Origin of the sequence: Pseudonocardia sp. P1, assembly GCF_000178675.2 — a bacterium.
Lineage (GTDB): Bacteria > Actinomycetota > Actinomycetes > Mycobacteriales > Pseudonocardiaceae > Pseudonocardia.
In genome coordinates, this window is record NZ_ADUJ02000001.1 from 4,989,156 (window position 1) to 5,009,299 (window position 20,144).

Sequence of the window (20,144 nt, forward strand, 5' to 3'; positions counted from 1 at the left end):
ACCGTACGCTCCGTGGCCGCGTCCCGGTGGCACGGGTGACCTGGTCGACGGGTGGCGCCCGCTCCGCCGAACGCCCGGCCCGGCGGCCCCGCCCGGTCGATTGCGACCGCCACGCCACCAGGGCTATCCAGGAGTGCCCGGTCGTCGCCGCCGGGCGATCCGGGGAGTCGCCGCGCACCGTTCACCGTCGAACAGCGAGGACCCTCCGATGAGCACTCCGACCACGGACCCGACTTTCTACCGCTCCGCGGCCGAGGCCGCTGCCGCACCGCCCGAGCAACTCGCCTACGTGGCCGCGTTCGACCGGTCCGGGCAGCGCGACGACGCGATGGTCGTCGTCGACGTCGCCCCCGGCTCGTCGAGCTACGGGCGGGTGGTCGGCTGGACGCCGGTGCCCGGCGGCGGCGAGCTGCACCACTTCGGGTGGAACGCCTGCTCCAGCGCGCTGGCGCACGAGGGCCACGGGACGGACGGGCTCGCCCGCCGTTACCTGCTGGTGCCGGGCCTGCGGTCGTCGGACGTCCACGTCCTGGACACCGAGCCGGACCCGCGGGCGCCGCGGCTGGTGCGCACGGTCGGCGCGAAGGAGCTGTCCGAGCGGGCCGGGTACTCCCGTCCGCACACCCTGCACTGCGGTCCGGACGGTGTCTTCATGACGTGCCTGGGCGGTGCCGAGGGCGACGACGACGGCCCGGGCGGCATCGCGCTGCTCGACCACGACACGTTCGAGGTGCTGCGGGCGTGGGAGACCGACCGCGGCCCGCAGCACTTCCACTACGACGCCTGGTGGCACCTCAACCGCAACGTGCTGATCTCCAGCGAGTGGGGGAGCCCGTCGATGATCGAGGACGGGCTGCAGCCGGAGCTGCTGCTGAGCAACGCCTACGGGCACGCGATCCACTTCTGGGACCTGGCCGAGGGCCGGCACCTCCAGCGCGTCGACCTGGGGGCCCGGCACCAGATGGCCCTGGAGGTCCGGCCGTCGCACGATCCGGAGGCGACCTGGGGCTTCGTCGGTGTGGTGATCTCCACCGAGGACTTGTCCGGCTCGGTGTGGCGCTGGTACCTCGACGAGGCCGCGGGGGAGTGGAAGGCGGAGAAGGTCATCACGATCCCCGCCGAGCCGGCGGCCACGGAGCAGCTGCCGCCCGCGTTGCAGCCGTTCGGCGCCGTGCCGCCGATCGTGACCGACATCGACCTCTCGGTCGACGACCGCTTCCTGTACGTGTCCTGCTGGGGCACCGGGGAGCTGAAGCAGTTCGACGTGTCCGACCCCGCGCGCCCGCGCGAGACCGGATCGGTGCGCCTCGGCGGGATCGTGGAACGCACCCCGCACCCGGCCCGTCCGGAGCTGCCGCTGGCCGGGGGCCCGCAGATGGTGGAGGTCAGCCGGGACGGGCGGCGGGTCTACTTCACGAACTCGCTCTACGGCGCGCTGGACGACCAGTTCTACCCCGATGGCGTCGGCGCCTGGATGGCCAAGCTGGACGCCGGCCCGGCCGGCGGGCTGTCCGTCGACACCGCCTTCTTCCCGCACGGCGACGAGTTCCGCGGCCTGCGGGTGCACCAGGTCCGGCTGCAGGGCGGGGACGCGTCGTCCGACTCGTACTGCCACCGCAGCTGAGCGGGCGTCAGTCCCCGACGGGGTCGGTGATCCGGCCGCCGCTGGCCAGTGCCAGCGCCGGCAGGTCGCGGACGCGCACCGACGGCAGGACGAGCTCGGTGTCGTCGGCGAGCAGAGCGGTCACCGAGGAGCGCCGCGCCAGGCTCAGCCCGCGCACGTCGTCCCACCGCACGGTGCGCGAGCCCCGGAGGCTCCGCACCCGCAGCGAGTCGGGATCGACCGTCGTCCGCACCCACAGCACGCGGCCGATGATCGCGATGGGCACGAGCAGTGCCAGCCAGAAGTACGGGACGCTGAACAGCAGCGGGAGCGCGCCGACCACGGTCACCAGGACGACGAAGATCGTCAGCCGGGACGGCGTGAAGACCAGCGCCCGCGCGCCCTCGCGGACCTGGTGCCCCTCGGCCCGGACCTTCGGTGTCGGCACGACCGCGCCGTCCACATCCTGGGAACCGGTGGCGACAGGAGCGAGGTCCTCCGCCTGGGCGGTCGTGCCGGCCTCGCGATCATCGGTGCTGCTCACGACCCCAGTGTGACACCGCCGGACGGACGATCCCCACCGGAAGGGGTGCGGCCGATTGACTCCGCGCGTGGGACGCGTGTTAGCGTCGTCGGCATGTTCGCCGTTCGAATTCTCGTACTTCCCGGGCGCGTCGCCGCCTGAGTTCGACCTACTCGAACGACGACGCGCTCACCCTCGCACCAGCCCGGAGCACCGGGCGGCGGGGGTTTTTTCATGTCCAGCACGGTTTCATGTCCGGCATCTGATCGACACGATCTCCAGCGAGGCAGACCCCGATGACCACCGCCCCCTCGAAGTCCGGCTCCGCCGGCCCGAAGCCGGGCCCGCCGCCCGGCCGGTCCACGGCGCCGCGGACCGAGTCGTCCCGCAGCGGCGTCCCGGACACCACGGTGCCCGGCCCGCACGTCGTCGACGAGCCCATGACCGGGGCGCAGTCCCTGGTGCGCTCGCTCGAGGAGATCGGCTGCGAGGTGGTCTTCGGACTGCCCGGCGGGACGATCCTGCCGGCGTACGACCCGCTGCTGGACTCGACGAAGGTGCGGCACATCCTCGTCCGGCACGAGCAGGGCGCCGGGCACGCCGCCACCGGGTACGCGCAGGCCACCGGCAAGGTCGGGGTCTGCATGGCGACGTCCGGTCCGGGAGCCACCAACCTGGTCACCCCGATCGCCGACGCCCACATGGACTCGGTGCCGCTGGTGGCCATCACGGGTCAGCAGACCCGGGGGCTGATCGGCACCGACGCCTTCCAGGAGGCCGACATCACCGGCATCACCCTGCCGGTGACCAAGCACAACATGCTGGTGACCGAGGCGACGGAGATCCCGCGCGCGATCGCCGAGGCCTTCCACCTGGCGTTCACCGGCCGGCCCGGCCCGGTCCTGGTGGACATCCCGAAGGACGTGCTGCAGGAGCAGACCACGTTCTCCTGGCCCCCGGAGCTGCAGCTGCCCGGCTACCGGCCGACGACCCGGCCGCACGGCAAGCAGATCCGCGAGGCCGCGCGGCTGATCCGCGAGTCCCGCAAGCCGGTGCTCTACGTCGGCGGCGGCGTCCTCAAGGCCGAGGCCGCGGAGGAGCTGCGCGAGCTGGCCGAGCTGACCGGGGCGCCGGTCGTCACCACGCTGATGGCGCGCGGGGTCTTCCCGGACAGCCACCCGCAGCACCTGGGCATGCCGGGCATGCACGGCACGGTCGCGGCGGTGGCCGCCATGCAGCGCTCCGACCTGCTGGTCGCGCTCGGGTCGCGGTTCGACGACCGCGTCACCGGCAAGCTGGAGAGCTTCGCCCCGGACGCGAAGGTCGTGCACGCCGACATCGACCCGGCCGAGATCTCCAAGAACCGGCGCGCCGACGTGCCGATCGTCGGGGACTGCAAGGAGGTCCTCGCCGAGCTGATCGACGCGGTCCGGGCCGACCGCGCCGAGCACGGCGAGCCGGACCTGTCGGGCTGGTGGAAGCAGGTCGGCGGGCTGCGCGACCGGTACCCGCTGGGCTGGACCGAGCCGGCCGACGGCTCGCTGTCGCCGGAGTACGTGATCGAGCGGATCGGCGCCATCGCCGGTCCGGACGCGATCTACGCCGCCGGTGTCGGGCAGCACCAGATGTGGGCGGCCCAGTTCGTCCGCTACGAGAAGCCGCGCACCTGGCTGAACTCCGGCGGGCTCGGGACGATGGGCTACGCCGTCCCGGCCGCGATGGGCGCCAAGGTCGGCGAGCCGGAGACCGTCGTCTGGTGCATCGACGGCGACGGCTGCTTCCAGATGACCAACCAGGAGCTCGCCACCTGCGCGATCGAGGGCATCCCGATCAAGGTCGCCGTGATCAACAACGGCAACCTCGGCATGGTCCGCCAGTGGCAGAACCTGTTCTACGGCGAGCGGTACTCCAACACCGACCTCAAGACCCACAAGCTCCGCATCCCGGACTTCCCGATGCTGGCCGAGGCGATGGGCTGCGCGGGCCTGCGGGTCGAGTCGAAGGAGGACGTCGACCGGGTCATCAAGCAGGCCATGGAGATCAACGACCGGCCGGTCGTCGTCGAGTTCGTCGTCGGCGCCGACGCGCAGGTCTGGCCGATGGTCGCCGCGGGCACCAGCAACGACGAGATCAAGGTCGCCCGCGACATCCGGCCCGAGTTCGACAACGACGACCTGGCCGCCTCGGTCGACGAGGTCGCCGACGTCACCGAGCAGGCCCTGGAGGGCGAGAAGTGAGCGAGCTGCACACCCTCTCGGTCCTGGTCGAGGACAAGCCGGGTGTCCTCGCCCGGGTGTCGGGCCTGTTCTCCCGCCGCGGATTCAACATCAACTCGCTGGCGGTCGGGCCGACCGAGCACCCCGACGTCTCCCGCATGACGATCGTCGTCGAGGTCGACGAGCTCCCGATGGAGCAGGTCACCAAGCAGCTGAACAAGCTCGTGCACGTGATCAAGATCGTCGAGCTGGAGCCGGGTGCCTCGGTCCAGCGCGAGCTGTTGCTGGTCAAGGTCCGGGCCGACGCCACCGTGCGCAGCCAGGTCCTGGAGACGGTGCAGCTGTTCCGGGCCAAGGTCGTCGACGTCTCCCCGGAGGCCGTCACGGTCGAGGCCACCGGCACCGCCGACAAGCTCGCCGCCCTGCTGCGGATGCTCGAGCCCTACGGCATCCGCGAGATGGTCAAGTCGGGAATGGTCGCGGTCGGGCGCGGCCCCCGCTCCATCACCGCCGCGGCCGTCCGTTAGACAGACGTCGCTACACAACCTCCGAGAGGAATCGTCCCAGAGCCATGAGTGTCAACATCTACTACGACGCCGACGCCGACCTGTCGATCATCCAGGGCCGCAAGGTCGCCGTGATCGGCTACGGCTCCCAGGGGCACGCGCACTCGCTGTCCCTGCGCGACTCCGGGGTCGAGGTGAAGATCGGTCTGCCGGAGGGCTCGAAGTCCCGGCAGAAGGCCGCCGACGAGGGCCTCGAGGTCGGCACGCCGGCCGAGGTCTCCGCCTGGGCCGACCTGATCATGGTCCTGGCGCCGGACACCAAGCAGCGCTCCATCTACACCCAGGACATCGAGCCGAACCTGAAGGCCGGCGACGCGCTGTTCTTCGGCCACGGTTTCAACATCCGCTACGAGCTGATCAAGCCCCCGGCGGACGTCGACGTCGCGATGGTCGCGCCGAAGGGCCCGGGCCACCTGGTCCGCCGCCAGTTCGTCGACGGCAAGGGCGTTCCGGCCCTGATCGCCGTCGAGCAGGACCCGTCGGGCAACGCCAAGGCGCTCGCCCTCTCCTACGCGGCCGGGATCGGCGGCGCCCGCGCGGGCGTCATCGAGACGACCTTCAAGGAGGAGACCGAGACCGACCTGTTCGGTGAGCAGGCCGTCCTCTGCGGTGGTGCCGCTGCCCTGGTCCAGACCGGGTTCGAGGTGCTCACCGAGGCCGGCTACGCCCCGGAGATCGCCTACTTCGAGTGCCTCCACGAGCTCAAGCTGATCGTCGACCTCATGTACGAGGGCGGCATCGCCAACGAGCGCTTCTCCATCTCCGACACCGCGGAGTACGGCGACCTCACCCGCGGCCCGCGCGTGATCACGCCCGAGGTGAAGAAGAACATGCAGGCCATCCTCAAGGAGGTCCAGGACGGGACCTTCGCGCGGGAGTGGGTGGCCGAGGACGAGAACGGCCGTCCGAACTTCACCAAGCTGCAGCAGCAGGGCCAGGAGCACCCGATCGAGCAGGTCGGCGAGAAGCTGCGCGGCCTGATGAGCTGGGTCGGCGAGAAGGCCAAGTGAGCCAGGCCAGGTGATCGACTGCCGGACGCGTCCGGCAGGATGAACCCCGCGGGCCCCAGACGGCCCGCGGATGCCCGGGTCCGGACGCACCCATCCGGACCAGGCGACGTGGAACCCCCGTACCGGCGACACCGGGCGGGGGTTTCGCGCGTCCGGGGCCGGGCGGGCGACCGGGGCTCCCGAGGGGGTCTCGCGGCTCACGTCGGCACCGCGCCGGGCCGTCCCGGCCCTAGGATGGCCGTGGCCCGACGCAACGTACGACCACCACCCGACCCCGGGAGCACCTTCACACCGTGAGCACCGTCGCCACTCACCCCCGTCCCGTCGTCCTGCTCGCCGAGAAGCTCGCGCCCTCCGCGGTCGAGCTCCTGGGCGACGGCGTCGAGATCCGCCACGTCGACGGCACCGACCGCCCGGCGCTGCTGAAGGAGATCGCCGACGCGGACGCGCTGCTGGTCCGGTCCGCGACCCAGGTCGACGCCGAGGCGCTCGCGGCCTCGACCCGGCTCAAGGTCGTCGCCCGCGCCGGTGTCGGCCTGGACAACGTCGACGTCGACGCCGCGACCTCGCGCGGCGTCATGGTCGTGAACGCGCCGACCTCCAACATCGTCTCCGCCGCCGAGCACGCGATCGCGCTGCTGCTGTCGGCGGCCCGGCACGTCCCCGCGGCGGACGCGTCGCTGCGGCAGGGGCAGTGGAAGCGGTCGTCGTACGGCGGGGTGGAGCTGAACGGCAAGACCGCGGGCATCGTCGGGCTCGGCAAGATCGGGCAGCTGGTCGCGCAGCGGCTGGCCGCCTTCGGGATGAAGCTGGTCGCCTACGACCCCTACATCTCGCCGTCCCGCGCCGCCCAGCTCGGCATCGAGCTGCTGGAGCTCGACGAGCTGCTCCGCACCGCCGACATGATCACGGTGCACCTGCCGAAGACCCCGGAGACGCTGGGGCTCATCGGCAAGGACCAGCTCGCGATCACCAAGCCGGGCGTGCTGATCGTGAACGCCGCCCGCGGCGGGCTGATCGACGAGGACGCGCTGGCCGAGGCCGTGCGCTCCGGGCACGTCGGCGGGGCCGGGGTCGACGTCTACGTCACCGAGCCGACGACCGCGAGTCCGCTGTTCGAGCTGGAGAACGTCGTCGTCACACCGCACCTGGGCGCCTCCACCGCGGAGGCCCAGGACCGGGCGGGCACCGACGTCGCGCGCTCGGTGCAGCTGGCGCTGGCCGGCGAGTTCGTGCCGGACGCGGTGAACGTGCAGGTCCACGGTGCCGTCGGCGAGGAGGTCCGGCCGTGGCTGCCGCTGGTGCAGAAGCTGGGGACGACGCTGCACGCCGTCGCCGGGCGGACGCCGAGCTCGGTGACCGTCGACATCGCGGGCGAGCTCGCCGGTGAGGACGTCTCGGTGCTGTCGCTGGCCGCGCTGCGCGGGGTGTTCACCCACGTCGTCGAGGACCAGGTCACGTTCGTCAACGTGCCCCGGCTCGCCGAGGACCGCGGGGTCTCGGTCGACCTGGCCACCACCCCGGAGAGCGCCAACCACCGCAGCGTCGTGCAGCTGCGCGGGGCGATGCCGGACGGCGAGTCGATCACCGTGTCCGGGACCCTCACCGGCCGCGCCGAGGTGCAGAAGCTGGTCGAGATCAACGGGCGGCACTTCGACCTGCGGGCCGAGGGCGAGGTCGTCCTGCTCGAGTACACCGACCGGCCGGGCGTGATGGGCCGGGTCGGCTCGTTGCTGGGCGAGGCCGCGGTGAACATCGAGGCGGCGCAGATCTCGCAGACCACCGAGGGCACCGACGCGCTCATGCTGCTGCGGGTGGACCGGCACATCGACCCGGCGGTGCTGGAGCCGATCGGCGCCTCGGTCGGCGCGCGGACGATCCGGCTGATCTCCTTCGACGACTGATCTCCTTCGACGACCGAGCTCTGCGCGGCCGACCGGCCGGTTCCGCACTCGTCGGGGTCGGCCGGTTCCCCGGGCCGGTGGTCCTCCTACGGAATCGCTTCCCGAGGAAGCGATTCCGCAGGTCCCCTGGGCCGGCCGGTGACGGGCCGCCCCGGATCAGGACGCGGGCGACCAGCCCAGCGCCGGCCCCAGCTTCGTCGCGATGTCGGTGACGATCTGCAGGTAGTCGTCGTGCGGGAAGCCGAAGGGCAGGGCGAACACCGCCTCGCGCACCTCGCGGAACGCGGCGTGCGCGTAGAGGCCCTCGGCGATCTCGTCGGACGTCCCGACCAGGTCCCGTGCGAACAGCAGACCGGCCGGGCCCTGCGGGATCCCGACGCGGGCGTTGCGCTGCTCCGCGTAGGCGGCGTAGCGCTCGCGCTGCTCGGGTGTCGCGGAGTCGGTCGGGACGACGACGAGCCCCTGCGACACCCGGCCGGCGGGGTTCGCCTCGCGGAACGCGCGGATCTGCCGCTGCTGGATCGCGGCGAAGTCGGTGTCGCCGTCGCCGGGGGCGCGGACGACGTTGCTGGTCAGCAGGTTCAGCCCCTGCTCGCCGGCCCAGGCCGCGGAGCTGTCGCTGCCGGCGCCGTACCAGACGCGGTCGATCAGGCCGGGGGAGTGCGGCTGCACCCGCTCCGAGAACGACTCGATGCCGACGGTCCCCGAGAACGTGCTCGCCGCGTCGCCCCGCACGAGGCGCAGCAGCCGCGAGACGCGTTCACGCCCGAAGTCCTCGACGTCGGCGGTGTCCGGGTAGAGCGCGTCGCGGACGTGCTCCCACTGCATCGGCGGGCCGACGCTGATGCCGGGGTTCAGCCGTCCGCCGGAGAGCACGTCGACGGTGGCGAGGTCCTCCGCGAGGCGCAGCGGGTTCTCCCAGCCGAGCGGGATCACGGCGGTGCCGAGGTCGATCCGCGACGTCCGCTGGGTCGCCGCCGCCAGCACCGCGACGGGCGAGGAGATGCCGAACTGCAGGTGCCGGTGCCGGACGAACGCGCTGTCGTAGCCCAGCCGTTCGCCGAGCTCGATCATCTCGAGGGTCGTCTCGTGCCCGGCGCGCGGGTCCGCGCCGTCGAACGAGCCGATGGTCAGGAAGCCGAGCCGGTCGAGCGGCTCCGAGGGCGTGGGCACAGCCGGGGCAACGCCGTCGGATCCGGCCTTCTTCCCGTGCCCGGCGCGTGGGCGATCCACCCGGACGGGGGAACCCGGAGGCGACCTTCCCGGCCAGTGGACCGGTGTGACTGGCGACACTGTTCCCCGGATCGGCCGCGTACGGGCGCTCGGACGACCGCGGGCCGCTCATCGTTCACCCGTCCGTGCGCACCCCACCGGGTGGCCGGACGATGACCCTGCGTCGGCAGGCGGTAGCGTGCGGCCAGCAGTACGACGAGAGGACGAGGTCATGCGCCTTGCGGTCATCCCCGGTGACGGCATCGGCCCGGAAGTGATCAACGAGGCACTGAAGGTCCTCGGAGAGGTCGCCCGCGACGTCGAGACGACCGAGTACGACCTCGGTGCCGCCCGCTGGCACTCCACGGGCGAGCTGCTCCCCGAGACGGTGCTGACCGAGATCAAGCAGCACGACGCGATCCTGCTCGGTGCGGTCGGTGACCCGTCGGTCCCGAGCGGCATCCTGGAGCGCGGACTGCTCCTACGCCTGCGCTTCGAGCTGGACCACCACGTGAACCTGCGCCCGGCGCGGCTCTACCCCGGTGTCCGCAGCCCGCTGGCCGGCAACGCCGAGATCGACATGGTGGTCGTGCGCGAGGGCACCGAGGGGCCGTACGTCGGCACCGGTGGTCTGCTCCGGAAGGACACCCCGCACGAGGTCGCCACCGAGGTCAGCCAGAACACCGCGTTCGGCATCGAGCGGGTCGTCCGCGACGCGTTCGCCCGCGCCCAGCGCCGCCCGCGCCGGCACCTGACCCTGGTGCACAAGACCAACGTGCTGACCTACGCCGGTGCGCTCTGGTCGCGGATCGTGGAGGAGGTGTCGCTGGAGTACCCCGAGGTGTCGGTGGCCTACCAGCACGTCGACTCCACCACGATCCACATGGTCACCGACCCGGGCCGGTACGACGTGATCGTCACCGACAACCTGTTCGGCGACATCCTCACCGACCTCGCTGCCGCGGTGACCGGCGGGATCGGCCTCGCGGCCAGCGGCAACCTCGACGCGAGCCGGACCAACCCGTCGATGTTCGAGCCGGTGCACGGCTCCGCGCCGGACATCGCGGGCCAGGGCATCGCGGACCCGACGGCCGCCGTCCTGTCGGTCGCGCTGCTGCTCGACCACCTGGGACACCCCGACTCGGCCCGCCGGGTCGAGGCCGCGGTCGCCTTCGACCTCGCCACCCGGGACCACGCGGCGACGGGCAACACGTCGTCCATCGGTGACCGGCTGGCCGCGCTGGTGTCCAGCCGTGAGGTGGCTACTTCGTAGCCCGTGAGTGGTTATCGCGGTCCTGACCGCGTGTCGTGTCTCAGCACATCTGAGACAGATCTGTCTCAGCACATCGTGGACGGTTTGCTGGTGGTCCGCTGGTAGCGGACGCTGCGATCGAGGGTAAGGCTGGCGGCGACCGCGTCGTCGATGAGGATGGTGACGCGGTCGCCTTGCCAGAACACCTCCGCGGTGGTGCCTGCGTGGCGGCGGCCCAGACCGATCGAGGTTCCGGAGAAGCTGATGACTCCGGTCTCGGAGACGGTGCGGGTGAGGTGTCCGGCGATGCGGGGTGCGGGTCCGGCCGGTCGGGCGGGTTCGCGGGTGTGGAAACGCTGGTGCGGGGTGTCGCCGTCGAGGCTTTGGTGGCGGCGGTGGTTGTAGCCCTGCCGGTAGGTCTCGAGCAGGTTCTGGAGTTCGGTCAGGGTGGCCGGGGTGGGTCGGGCGGCGAGCCAGCGTTGCAGGGTCTGGTGGGCGCGTTCGTTCTTCCCGCAGGTCTGTGGGTGTCCGATCGAGGACACGATGGTGGTGATGCCCAGCGCGGCCAGGCGGCGTTCGAGGTCGACCAGGGGCCACTGGCGGCGCCGGCCGGAGAAGGCGGTGCCGTTGTCGGAGAGCACGCAGGCCGGGTGGCCGTAGCGGGCGAAGCCGGCGCTGAGCGCGGCCCAGGCGGCCTCGCCGTTCTCGCTGCTCGCGGCGTGGCAGGCGATGTCGAGCCGGGAGTGGTCGTCGATGACCTGCACCACCGTGGCGCGCCGGCCATCGGCCAGGACGGTCTGGGCGCCGTCGATCTGCCAGACCGCGTTCGGGGCCGGGTGGACGAACCGGTGCGTTCTGCGGCGGGGTCGTTTACGTGGTTGCGGGGTGATCTGGCCGCGGTCGGCCAGCAGCCGGTGGATCGTGGCCCGCGACGGGACCTCGGCCTGCTCGAGTGCCGGGCCGCTGCCGCCGCTACTGCCGGGGCTGCTGCCGGGGCTGCGGCCGGTGCGGGCCGCGTCGAGCAGCCGCCAGCGGATGGTCTGGGCTCCGTGGTCCCAGCCCTGGTCGGCGAGTTCTTTGCGGGCCCGCACCACCGCCTCGGCCACGTGTTCGGCCACCGCGCTGGGACGGGTGTGCGGGGCACGTGAACGCGGTGCCAGACCGGTGCTGCCCTGGTCTCGGAAACGGGACAGCTTGCGATAGAACACCGACCGGGACACGCCGAGTTCTCGGCACACCCGAGCGATGTTGATCTCTTGCCCGGCGGCGGCCCGGGCGACCGCCGCGACGAGGTCGGGATCCATCTCGAACCCTGTTCCACCCACCTGGACCAGGCTGGTCGATCACCAGGATCGACCAACCCGGCCAGCGGGCTACTCAGTGTCCTCGATGTGCCGAGACATCAACTGTGTCGGATGTCCTGAGAACAGGCACGCGGTCCTGACCGCGATAACCACTCACGAGCGCCTACGGCGCCGTGGACGGCCCGGTCAGCATCGTGGCGCCGCCGGTCGCGAACTTCCCGACGTCGGCGACGGCGGCCTCGCCCTCCGGGCTGCCCATCGCGGCACCGAACGCGGCCTGGTCGGCGAACTCCAGCGTCGCGACCAGGTGGTAGGCGGGCTGCGCGCCGTCCGGTCCCGGCTGCGGGCGGCTGACGGTCAGTCGCTGCAGACCCGGGAGCGCCTTGGCCAGCGGGGTGTGGGTGCCGTCGTAGTACTCGTCGAACGCCTTCGGGTCGTCCGGGTGGTGGTACAGGACGGTGAGCTGGTACACGATGCGCGACCTCCTTCGCCGCCGGCGCCTCGGTGCGCCGGCACGATCACCTTGACGCATCCCGGCGCCTCCCGCACCACCCTCGCGGTGGGGGTGGATACGCTGACGGCACCATGAGTACTCCAGCCCAGGTCCGGGTGCGGTTCTCGCCGTCCCCGACCGGAATCCCGCACGTCGGTCTCATCCGCACCGCCCTGTTCAACTGGGCGCACGCCCGCCACCACGGCGGCTCGCTGGTGTTCCGTATCGAGGACACCGATGCCCAGCGGGATTCCACCGAGTCCTACGAGGCCCTCCTCGACGCGCTCACCTGGCTCGGGCTGGACTGGGACGAGGGCGTCGAGAGGGGCGGCCCGCACGGGCCGTACCGGCAGAGCGAGCGCGCCGAGGTCTACGCCGACGCGCTGCGCCGGCTGATCGACGGCGGCGAGGTCTACGAGTCGTTCTCCTCCGGGGAGGAGATCGAGGCCCGCCACCGCGCCGCAGGCCGCGACCCGAAGCTCGGCTACGACAACGCCGACCGCGACCTCACCGACGAGCAGAAGCAGGCGTTCCGCGACGACGGCCGCACGCCCGTCTACCGGCTGCGGATGCCCGACCGCGACATCACCTTCACCGACCTCGTCCGTGGCGAGATCACCTTCAGGGCCGGCCAGGTGCCGGACTTCGTGCTCGCCCGCGGCGACGGCACTCCGCTGTACCCCCTGACCAACCCCGTCGACGACGCGCTGATGGAGATCACGCACGTGCTGCGCGGCGAGGACCTGCTCGCCTCGACGCCGCGGCAGATCGCCCTGCTGGAGGCGCTGGCGCGGGTCGGCATCGGCCACGGGCCCTTCACCTACGCGCACCTGCCGCTGGTGACGGGTGAGGGCAACCGCAAGCTCTCCAAGCGCGACCCGCAGTCGAACCTGTTCCACTACCGCGACCGCGGTTTCGTGCCCGAGGGCCTGCTCAACTACCTCGCCCTGCTCGGCTGGTCGATCGCCGAGGACCGGGACGTGTTCTCGTTGCAGGAGATGACCGAGGCCTTCGACGTGTCCCGGGTGTCGAGCAACGCCGCCCGGTTCGACATCAAGAAGGCCGAGGCGATCAACGCCGCGCACCTGCGGCTGCTCGCCCCGGACGACTTCGCCGCCCGCGTCGTGCCCTACCTCGCGGCCGAGGGGATCGAGGTGACCGGCGCCGACCAGGAACTCCTCGCCGCCGCCGCACCGCTCGTGCAGGAGCGCAGCCAGGTGCTCTCGGACGCGGCCCGGATGCTCGCCTTCCTGTTCCGCGACGAGGACACCTTCACCCCCGACGAGGACGCCGCCACCAAGAACCTGGGTGCCGACGCCGCCCCGGTCCTCGAGGCCGCCGTCGCCGGGCTCTCCTCGCTGGAGGCGTGGGACGCCGCGGTCATCGAGGAGTCGCTGAAGACCTCGCTCGTCGACGGGCTGGGACTCAAGCCGCGGAAGGCGTTCGCGCCCGTGCGCGTCGCGATCAGCGGGCGGACCGTGTCGCCGCCGCTCTACGAGAGCATGGAGCTGCTCGGCCGCGAGCGGTCGCTCGCCCGGCTGGGGGCCGGTGTCAGGCGCTCCCAGGGCATGGTTTAGAGTAGTCGTATCACGGAGATCGGGGCCCGGCCGCGAGCAAGTGAGCGGCCGAGCTCCGATTTTCGATGGGGTATGGTGTAATCGGCAGCACGACTGATTCTGGTTCAGTTAGTCTAGGTTCGAGTCCTGGTACCCCAGCGGAAGCCGTTTGTCGCTCGTTCGACATCTCGGTTTCTGGCACATCGGAATCATCTCGTCTCGGTCCCGTCGTCTAGCGGCCTAGGACGCCGCCCTCTCAAGGCGGTAGCGCGGGTTCAAATCCCGTCGGGACTACCACGCGAGATGTACATATCGCGTCCGAGCCACGGTTCGTGGTTCGGCATCGGAGATCGATTCCGATGTCCTGGTCCCGTCGTCTAGCGGCCTAGGACGCCGCCCTCTCAAGGCGGTAGCGCGGGTTCAAATCCCGTCGGGACTACTCTGGTCGAAGGCCCCTGCTCCTCGGAGCGGGGGCCTTCGTCGTGTCCGGGGCCCGGTCGTCGGTCGCGGTGTCCTCCTCCTCGTGCAGCGTGCCCCACCGGCACGCCGTCCCGGGCTGCCTCTGGCATCTACTTCCCGAGTCGCGTACGCTTTCCATATCGCAAGTTGATGCCGATGTAGATGAGGAGTCCCCAGATGTCCGACACGCCCGAGCTCGACCAGGTCGCCGACGCACGACGACGGATCGCGGCCCACGCCGGGTTCCCCGTCGCCTACTGGGTGCTCCTCGGGGTCGCCCTGGTGTTCATCGCCGGGCTCCCGATCTGGTCGAACCTGCTGAACCTCGATCCGGCGTACACGTCGTGGGCGCTCGCGGCGATCGGTATCGCCTCGGCGGTCTACTCCGTCCTCCGGCGCCGCCGGTCGGGGGTGCACCTCCCCAAGCGGATCGGCGCCTACCCCAGCGCCCGGCCGAGCTGGATGATCGGGCTCGCCATCGCGCTCGCCGGGTTCATCGTGATCAACCTGCTGGTCCGTGAGGGGCAGCAGACGATCGCGTTGCTCGTGCTCCCGGTCGTCGCGGTGGGGGTGTTCGTCGCACAGGTCAGGACCCGGTCGGCGATGCGGCGGGACATCGAGGCGGGCCGGGTCAGGCCGTGACCGGGGACGACGTCGAGCAGGACCCGACACCCGACCCCGGTGACCGTGCGGGCCGTGAACCGATCTTCGAGACCGGCCCCCGCCTCGCGTTGTGCGCGCTGCTGCAGGGCGCCGAGTGGGTCGACTTCGCCACCGCCCGCGACATGCTGGGCGCCAGCGACTCCGCGGTCTCCAAGCACAGCCGGACGCTCGAGGACGCCGGCTACCTCGAGGTGCGCAAGGGGTCGGTGGGGCGTCGGCCCCGGACCTGGTTCCGGCTCACGCCGGACGGCCAGGACGCGATCCGCAGGCACCTCGACTGGCTCGCCGGTCTGCGCAGCGCGCTGGACACGCCCTGAGCGTGGCGGCGGTCCGTGCCGGCTACCGGCGAACAGGTAGCGGTCCCGGTCGGCGTCCTCGAGCCCGTGGAGGGCGAGGGGAAGCCCTCGCCACGCCGGCCGGCCGCCGTGCGACGGCGCGCTCGCGACTAGCGGGGCTCCGGCCGGGGCACCGGTTGGATCGTCATCGAGCCGGATGGCTCCGTCGTCGGGGTCGGCGGATCGGTCGGCTCCGGGCTGTTATCGGTCGGAGGCGGGTCCTGCGTCGTCGGTGCCGGGGGCGGCGGGGGCGGCGGCGGTACCACCTCCTCCGACGTCGTCCGGGGGGTCGACGTGCGTTCCCGGGTCGGCTCCGGCTGCCGGGTGGTCGGCTGCTCCTCGGTCGTCGTCGGCGGGGCCTCCGTCGTCGTCGGCATCGCCGGCAGCTCCGGGGTCGCGTTGCTGACGGTCCGGTCCTGCGGCCAGAAGAAGACCGCGCCCAGCACCGCCAGCGCTGCCACGACACCGCCCGCACCGATCAGCAGTGCGGGGGACCGGGGCGCGCCGGCCGGTTCGGGGGAGACGGTGGTCTCGCCGTCGTCGTAGGAGCCGGGGTAGCCGTAGACCGCCGTGCCCGGGTCGGCGCCGGGGTGCCCGCCGTACGGCGGTGGGACGACCGGGAGCCGGTCGGTCGGCGGGTCGGCGTTCGCGCCGTCGAGGTACGCGGTCCGGTCGCCGTCCACGGCCGTGACCGGACCGCCGGTGGGCATCCGGTCCGTCAGCGGTTCGCTGCTCTCCCACGGGAGCGGGCCGGGGTCGTCGGCGAGCGAGGCGGCACCGGTGCCGGGAGGCCCGAGGGGGCCGGACGCACCGAGGGGGCCGGACGCACCGAGAGCGCCGAGGGCACCGGCGGCGCCGGCTGCACCGGCGGCTCCGGCGAGGAGGTCGGGACCGGCGGGCGACGGCGCGGCCGTCGCCGGGTCCACCGGGCCGAGCGCGACGACCGCGCCCTTGCCGATCGCGTTCTTCGGGTCGGCGTCGACCTGCACGGGGCGGCCGAGGCCGGACGACACCAGCTGGGCGACCAGCGGCACCCGTGACGACCCGCCGACGAGCAGCACCACCGACGGCCCGGACGCAGCCAGCCCCGCGGACGCGATCGCCCGCTGCAGGGCGTCGACCGACTCGTCGAGCCGGGGGCGGATACGGTCCTCGAAGTCGCTGCGGTGCAGGCGGACCGTCGCCCGGACCTCGCCCAGCCAGACCGGGATCGAGACCTCGGTGTCCGCCGAGAGCGCCTCCTTGGCCTCGCGGCAGTCGCGCCGCAGCCGGGCCATCTGGGCCAGCACGTCGGGATCCGACTCGTCGAGCGCCTCGAACGCCTGCGGCACCGCGTCGCGGACGTGGTCGACGACGGCCTGGTCGAAGTCGGCACCGCCGAGCTGCTCGACGCCCTCGGGCCGGCCGAGCAGGGTGAACAGCGTCCCGCCGATCACCGTCCCGCCGGTGTCGGTGGTCCCCGCGGCCTCCTTGCGGACGACGGCGGCGTCGAACGTCCCGCCGCCCAGGTCGTAGACGGCGACCGTCGCGCCCGCCTCCACGCGCTCGTTCGTCGCGTAGTGCAGGGCGGCGGCCTGCGGCTCGGTGAGGAAAGTGACGGCGAGGCCGCGCTGGGCCAGTGCACCGGCGAAGAGGTCGCGCTTGTGCGCGCCCCAGGACGCGGGGTGGGTCACGGCGACCCGCTCGGCGGGCCCGCCCTCGACCCGGGCCACGATGTCGACGACGTGCCCGGCGAGCAGCGCGGACAGCTGCTCGGCGGTGAAGGCCTGCTCGCCCAGCGGGATCGGCGTCGGGTCGCCGATGCGGCGCTTGAACTCCCGCGCCACCCGGTCCGGCTCGGTCAGCGCGCGGCGCTCGGCGGCCTCGCCGAACAGCAGTGATCCTTCGGGGGCGGCGTACACGACGGACGGGATGTCGACCGAGTGGTCACCGAGGGTGACCATCTCCGGGCCGGGGCTGCCGGAGCGGATGACCGCGGCCGCCGTCCTGGTCGTGCCGACGTCGATGCCCAGCAGGTAGCCCATCGTCTCCCCGGAATGCACTCCACGTCACAGGTGCCCGGCCAGGTGCCGGACCACCACACGGTAGTGGGACGCCTTCCGGTCCAGGACCCCGGGGCTCAGGCGAGCCGGTGCTGCAGGGCGTCGGCCGCGGCGAGCAGGTCGGCCGCCCACCGGACCCCCGGGCGCCTGCCGATCCGCTCCACCGGCCCCGACACCGACACCGCGGCCACGACCTGGCCCGTCGCGTCGCGGACCGGCGCGGACACCGACGCGACGCCGGCCTCGCGCTCGGCGACGCTCTGTGCCCAGCCGCGGCGGCGGACGTCGACCAGCACGCGGTCGGAGAACGTGGCCTCGGAGAGGATGTGGCGCTGGGTCGGGGTGTCGCACCAGGCGGCGAGCACCTTCGCGCCGGACCCGGCCGTCATCGGGAGCCGGGAGCCGACCGGCACGGTGTCCCGCAGGCCGGAGGGCGGCTCGGCGTGCGCGATGCAGATGCGGTGGACGCCGTCGCGCCGGTAGAGCTGGACGCTCTCACCGGTGATGTCGCGCAACCGCGGGAGGACGGCGGCCGCGGCGTCGAGCAGCGGGTCCGGCCGCCCGCCGGCGAGCTGGCCGAGCGTCGGCCCGGGGTGCCACCGGCCGTCGGGGGTGCGCAGCAGCATCCCGTGCGCCTCGAGCCCGACGGCGAGCCGGTGCGCCGTCGCGCGGGGGAGGCCGGTGCGTTCACAGAGCTCGGCCAGCCCACACGGGCCCTCCGCCGTCGCACGGAGAACCCCCACCGCCTTGTCGAGCACGCCGATCCCGCTAGACTGTCCCACGAAGCGATACTAGCTTCCCACGATCTGGGAAGTCCACCGAACTGGACGGTGTCGCGGACCACCACACGAGAGATCGACGAGAGGGAGGCGGCGTGAGCACCGACGCGAAGCCGCGCACGCTGGCCGAGAAGGTCTGGGACCGGCACCTCGTCCGCAAGGGCGAGGGCGACGAGCCCGACCTGCTCTACATCGACCTGCACCTGGTGCACGAGGTCACCAGCCCGCAGGCGTTCGACGGGCTCCGGCTCGCCGGCCGGAAGGTCCGCCGCCCGGACCTCACCATCGCCACCGAGGACCACAACGTACCCACCCTCGACGTCCTCTCCCCGATCGCCGACGAGGTGTCCCGCACCCAGGTGGACACCCTGCGCCGCAACTGCGACGAGTTCGGCGTCCGGTTGTACCCGATGAACGACCCCGAGCAGGGGATCGTGCACGTCGTCGGGCCGCAGCTCGGGCTGACCCAGCCGGGCACGACCGTCGTCTGCGGGGACTCGCACACCTCCACGCACGGCGCGTTCGGTGCGATGGCGTTCGGCATCGGCACCTCCGAGGTCGAGCACGTCATGGCGACCCAGACGCTGCCGCTGAAGCCGTTCCGGACGATGGCGATCAACGTCAACTCCTCCGACGGCACCCTGCGCCCGGGCGTGACCAGCAAGGACGTCATCCTCGCCGTCATCGCGAAGATCGGCACCGGCGGCGGCCAGGGGCACGTGCTGGAGTACCGCGGCAACGTGATCGAGAACCTCTCGATGGAAGCCCGGATGACGGTGTGCAACATGTCGATCGAGGCGGGCGCGCGGGCGGGCATGATCGCTCCCGACGCGACGACGTTCGCCTACCTCGAGGGCCGCGACCACGCGCCGTCCGGTGCGGACTGGGACGCCGCAGTGGAGGACTGGCGGTCCCTGCGCACCGACGACGGTGCCGAGTTCGACCGCGTCGTCGACATCGACGCCGACGACCTGACCCCGTTCGTCACCTGGGGTACCAACCCCGGGCAGGGGCTGCCGCTGGGCGACTCGGTGCCGGACCCGGAGCGGATCACCGACGAGGGCGAGCGTGCGTCGGTCGAGAAGGCCCTGTCCTACATGGGCCTGACCGGCGGCACCCCGCTGCGCGACGTGAGCGTCGACGCCGTCTTCGTCGGCTCCTGCACCAACGGCCGGATCGAGGACCTCCGCTCGGTCGCGCAGATCCTGGACGGGCGGACGATCGCGAAGGGCGTCCGGATGCTCGTCGTCCCGGGGTCGATGCGGGTGCGGTTCCAGGCCGAGGAGGAGGGCCTGGACGCGATCTTCACGACGGCCGGTGCCGAGTGGCGCTCCGCGGGGTGCTCGATGTGCCTGGGCATGAACCCGGACCAGCTCGCCCCGGGTGAGCGGTGCGCGTCCACGTCGAACCGCAACTTCGAGGGCCGGCAGGGCAAGGGCGGGCGGACCCACCTGGTGTCGCCGCTGGTGGCCGCCGCGACCGCCGTCCGCGGCACCCTGAGCTCGCCCGAAGACCTGGACTGAGAGGACCGCGACAGATGGACAAGTTCGAGACCCACACCGGGATCGGCGTGCCGCTGCGCTGGTCCAACGTGGACACCGACCAGATCATCCCGGCCGTGTACCTGAAGCGGGTCACGCGGACCGGCTTCGAGGACGGGCTGTTCTCGGCGTGGCGGCAGGACCCGTCGTTCGTGCTCAACAACGAGCCGTACGACCGTGGGTCCGTGCTGGTCGCCGGCCCGGACTTCGGCACCGGGTCGTCGCGGGAGCACGCCGTCTGGGCGCTGATGGACTACGGCTTCCGGGTCGTGGTCTCGGCGCGGTTCGCCGACATCTTCCGCGGCAACTCGGCCAAGGCCGGCCTGGTCGCCGCGCAGGTCGAGCAGCCCGACGTCGAGCTGATCTGGAAGAAGCTCGAGAACGAGCCCGGCACCGAGGTCACGGTCGACCTGGGGGAGAAGACGATCCAGGTCGGCGACCTGACCGTCACCTTCGACATCGACGACTACGCGCGGTGGCGGCTGCGGGAGGGACTCGACGACATCGGGCTCACCCTGCGCCACGAGGACGCGATCACCGCGTTCGAGGGAACCCGCCCGGAGCGGATGCCGCGCACGACGGCCTGAGGTCGCAGCGGGTGGCCGCCGTCCGCACCCCCGGGTGTGGCGGCGGTCACTCACATGGACCTGTTCCGACGGAGGGTATGCGAGCTGGACTCCCGGCGG

17 protein-coding genes and 3 tRNA genes are annotated in these 20,144 nt (G+C 72.3%); 14 read left to right on the plus strand and 6 right to left on the minus strand.

Annotated features, from left to right (window positions below; all coding sequences use genetic code 11):
* Window positions 1-208: 208 nt before the first annotated feature.
* Window positions 209-1,624, plus strand: coding sequence for a selenium-binding protein SBP56-related protein (locus PP1_RS23085; protein ID WP_010244187.1), 1,416 nt, complete (start codon window positions 209-211; stop codon window positions 1,622-1,624).
* Between the two features lie 7 nt (window positions 1,625-1,631).
* Here PP1_RS23085 and PP1_RS23090 read toward each other — a convergent pair whose 3' ends face one another.
* A complete protein-coding gene (locus PP1_RS23090; RefSeq protein WP_010244184.1) occupies window positions 1,632-2,147 on the minus strand; it encodes a PH domain-containing protein in 516 nt (171 codons plus the stop codon).
* 419 nt (window positions 2,148-2,566) lie between these two features.
* Here PP1_RS23090 and PP1_RS23095 point away from each other — a divergent pair, with 419 nt between their 5' ends.
* The 4 genes from PP1_RS23095 to serA all read left to right on the plus strand — a co-directional run bounded on the left by PP1_RS23095 (window position 2,567) and on the right by serA (window position 7,822).
* Window positions 2,567-4,363 (plus strand): acetolactate synthase large subunit, encoded by a 1,797-nt coding sequence (locus PP1_RS23095; protein ID WP_029240148.1) that lies wholly within the window; start codon window positions 2,567-2,569, stop codon window positions 4,361-4,363.
* On the plus strand, window positions 4,360-4,869 hold the full coding sequence (gene ilvN, locus PP1_RS23100) for an acetolactate synthase small subunit (RefSeq protein ID WP_010244179.1): 510 nt from the start codon (window positions 4,360-4,362) through the stop codon (window positions 4,867-4,869). The genes PP1_RS23095 and ilvN overlap by 4 nt, the downstream gene beginning before the upstream one ends.
* A 44-nt stretch (window positions 4,870-4,913) precedes the next feature.
* Window positions 4,914-5,918, plus strand: coding sequence for a ketol-acid reductoisomerase (ilvC, locus tag PP1_RS23105; protein WP_010244175.1), 1,005 nt, complete (start codon window positions 4,914-4,916; stop codon window positions 5,916-5,918).
* 293 nt (window positions 5,919-6,211) lie between these two features.
* Window positions 6,212-7,822 (plus strand): phosphoglycerate dehydrogenase, encoded by a 1,611-nt coding sequence (gene serA, locus PP1_RS23110; RefSeq protein WP_010244171.1) that lies wholly within the window; start codon window positions 6,212-6,214, stop codon window positions 7,820-7,822.
* 156 nt (window positions 7,823-7,978) lie between these two features.
* Here the strand turns inward: serA and PP1_RS23115 are convergent, their stop codons facing one another.
* Window positions 7,979-8,995: an LLM class flavin-dependent oxidoreductase gene (locus PP1_RS23115; protein ID WP_010244168.1), complete on the minus strand. Its 1,017-nt coding sequence runs from the start codon at window positions 8,993-8,995 to the stop codon at window positions 7,979-7,981.
* Window positions 8,996-9,266: 271 nt separating this feature from the next.
* On the opposite strand from PP1_RS23115, the gene PP1_RS23120 reads away from it, so the two are divergent.
* Window positions 9,267-10,307, plus strand: a complete 1,041-nt coding sequence (locus tag PP1_RS23120) for a 3-isopropylmalate dehydrogenase (RefSeq protein ID WP_010244165.1) — start codon at window positions 9,267-9,269, stop codon at window positions 10,305-10,307.
* A gap of 65 nt (window positions 10,308-10,372) precedes the next feature.
* On the opposite strand, the gene PP1_RS23125 is transcribed toward PP1_RS23120, so the two are convergent.
* On the minus strand, window positions 10,373-11,611 hold the full coding sequence (locus PP1_RS23125; RefSeq protein WP_249265915.1) for a DDE-type integrase/transposase/recombinase: 1,239 nt from the start codon (window positions 11,609-11,611) through the stop codon (window positions 10,373-10,375).
* Between the two features lie 142 nt (window positions 11,612-11,753).
* Complete coding sequence (locus tag PP1_RS23130; protein WP_010243597.1) at window positions 11,754-12,062, minus strand: EthD family reductase; 309 nt, start codon at window positions 12,060-12,062, stop codon at window positions 11,754-11,756.
* Between the two features lie 113 nt (window positions 12,063-12,175).
* Here PP1_RS23130 and gltX point away from each other — a divergent pair, with 113 nt between their 5' ends.
* The 6 genes from gltX (at window position 12,176) to PP1_RS23160 (ending at window position 15,078) form a co-directional block, all read left to right on the plus strand.
* A complete protein-coding gene (gene gltX / locus PP1_RS23135; RefSeq protein WP_060575041.1) occupies window positions 12,176-13,660 on the plus strand; it encodes a glutamate--tRNA ligase in 1,485 nt (494 codons plus the stop codon).
* Window positions 13,661-13,726: 66 nt separating this feature from the next.
* A tRNA-Gln gene (locus PP1_RS23140) sits at window positions 13,727-13,798 on the plus strand.
* 62 nt (window positions 13,799-13,860) lie between these two features.
* Window positions 13,861-13,936: transfer RNA gene (locus PP1_RS23145), tRNA-Glu, on the plus strand.
* 69 nt (window positions 13,937-14,005) lie between these two features.
* Window positions 14,006-14,078 (plus strand) — tRNA-Glu (locus PP1_RS23150).
* 197 nt (window positions 14,079-14,275) lie between these two features.
* A complete protein-coding gene (locus tag PP1_RS23155) occupies window positions 14,276-14,740 on the plus strand; it encodes a hypothetical protein (protein ID WP_010243601.1) in 465 nt (154 codons plus the stop codon).
* On the plus strand, window positions 14,737-15,078 hold the full coding sequence (locus tag PP1_RS23160) for a winged helix-turn-helix domain-containing protein (protein WP_010243603.1): 342 nt from the start codon (window positions 14,737-14,739) through the stop codon (window positions 15,076-15,078). The genes PP1_RS23155 and PP1_RS23160 overlap by 4 nt, the downstream gene beginning before the upstream one ends.
* A 128-nt stretch (window positions 15,079-15,206) precedes the next feature.
* Here PP1_RS23160 and PP1_RS23165 read toward each other — a convergent pair whose 3' ends face one another.
* A complete protein-coding gene (locus tag PP1_RS23165) occupies window positions 15,207-17,120 on the minus strand; it encodes an Hsp70 family protein (protein ID WP_075314633.1) in 1,914 nt (637 codons plus the stop codon).
* Between the two features lie 95 nt (window positions 17,121-17,215).
* Window positions 17,216-17,920: an IclR family transcriptional regulator gene (locus tag PP1_RS23170; RefSeq protein WP_050802284.1), complete on the minus strand. Its 705-nt coding sequence runs from the start codon at window positions 17,918-17,920 to the stop codon at window positions 17,216-17,218.
* 92 nt (window positions 17,921-18,012) lie between these two features.
* Between PP1_RS23170 and leuC the strand changes: the two genes are divergently transcribed.
* Window positions 18,013-19,440, plus strand: a complete 1,428-nt coding sequence (gene leuC, locus PP1_RS23175) for a 3-isopropylmalate dehydratase large subunit (RefSeq protein WP_010227216.1) — start codon at window positions 18,013-18,015, stop codon at window positions 19,438-19,440.
* Between the two features lie 14 nt (window positions 19,441-19,454).
* The gene (leuD, locus tag PP1_RS23180) at window positions 19,455-20,045 is read left to right on the plus strand and encodes a 3-isopropylmalate dehydratase small subunit (protein ID WP_010227224.1); all 591 of its coding nucleotides are present in this window, start codon (window positions 19,455-19,457) and stop codon (window positions 20,043-20,045) included.
* Window positions 20,046-20,144 lie beyond the last annotated feature (99 nt).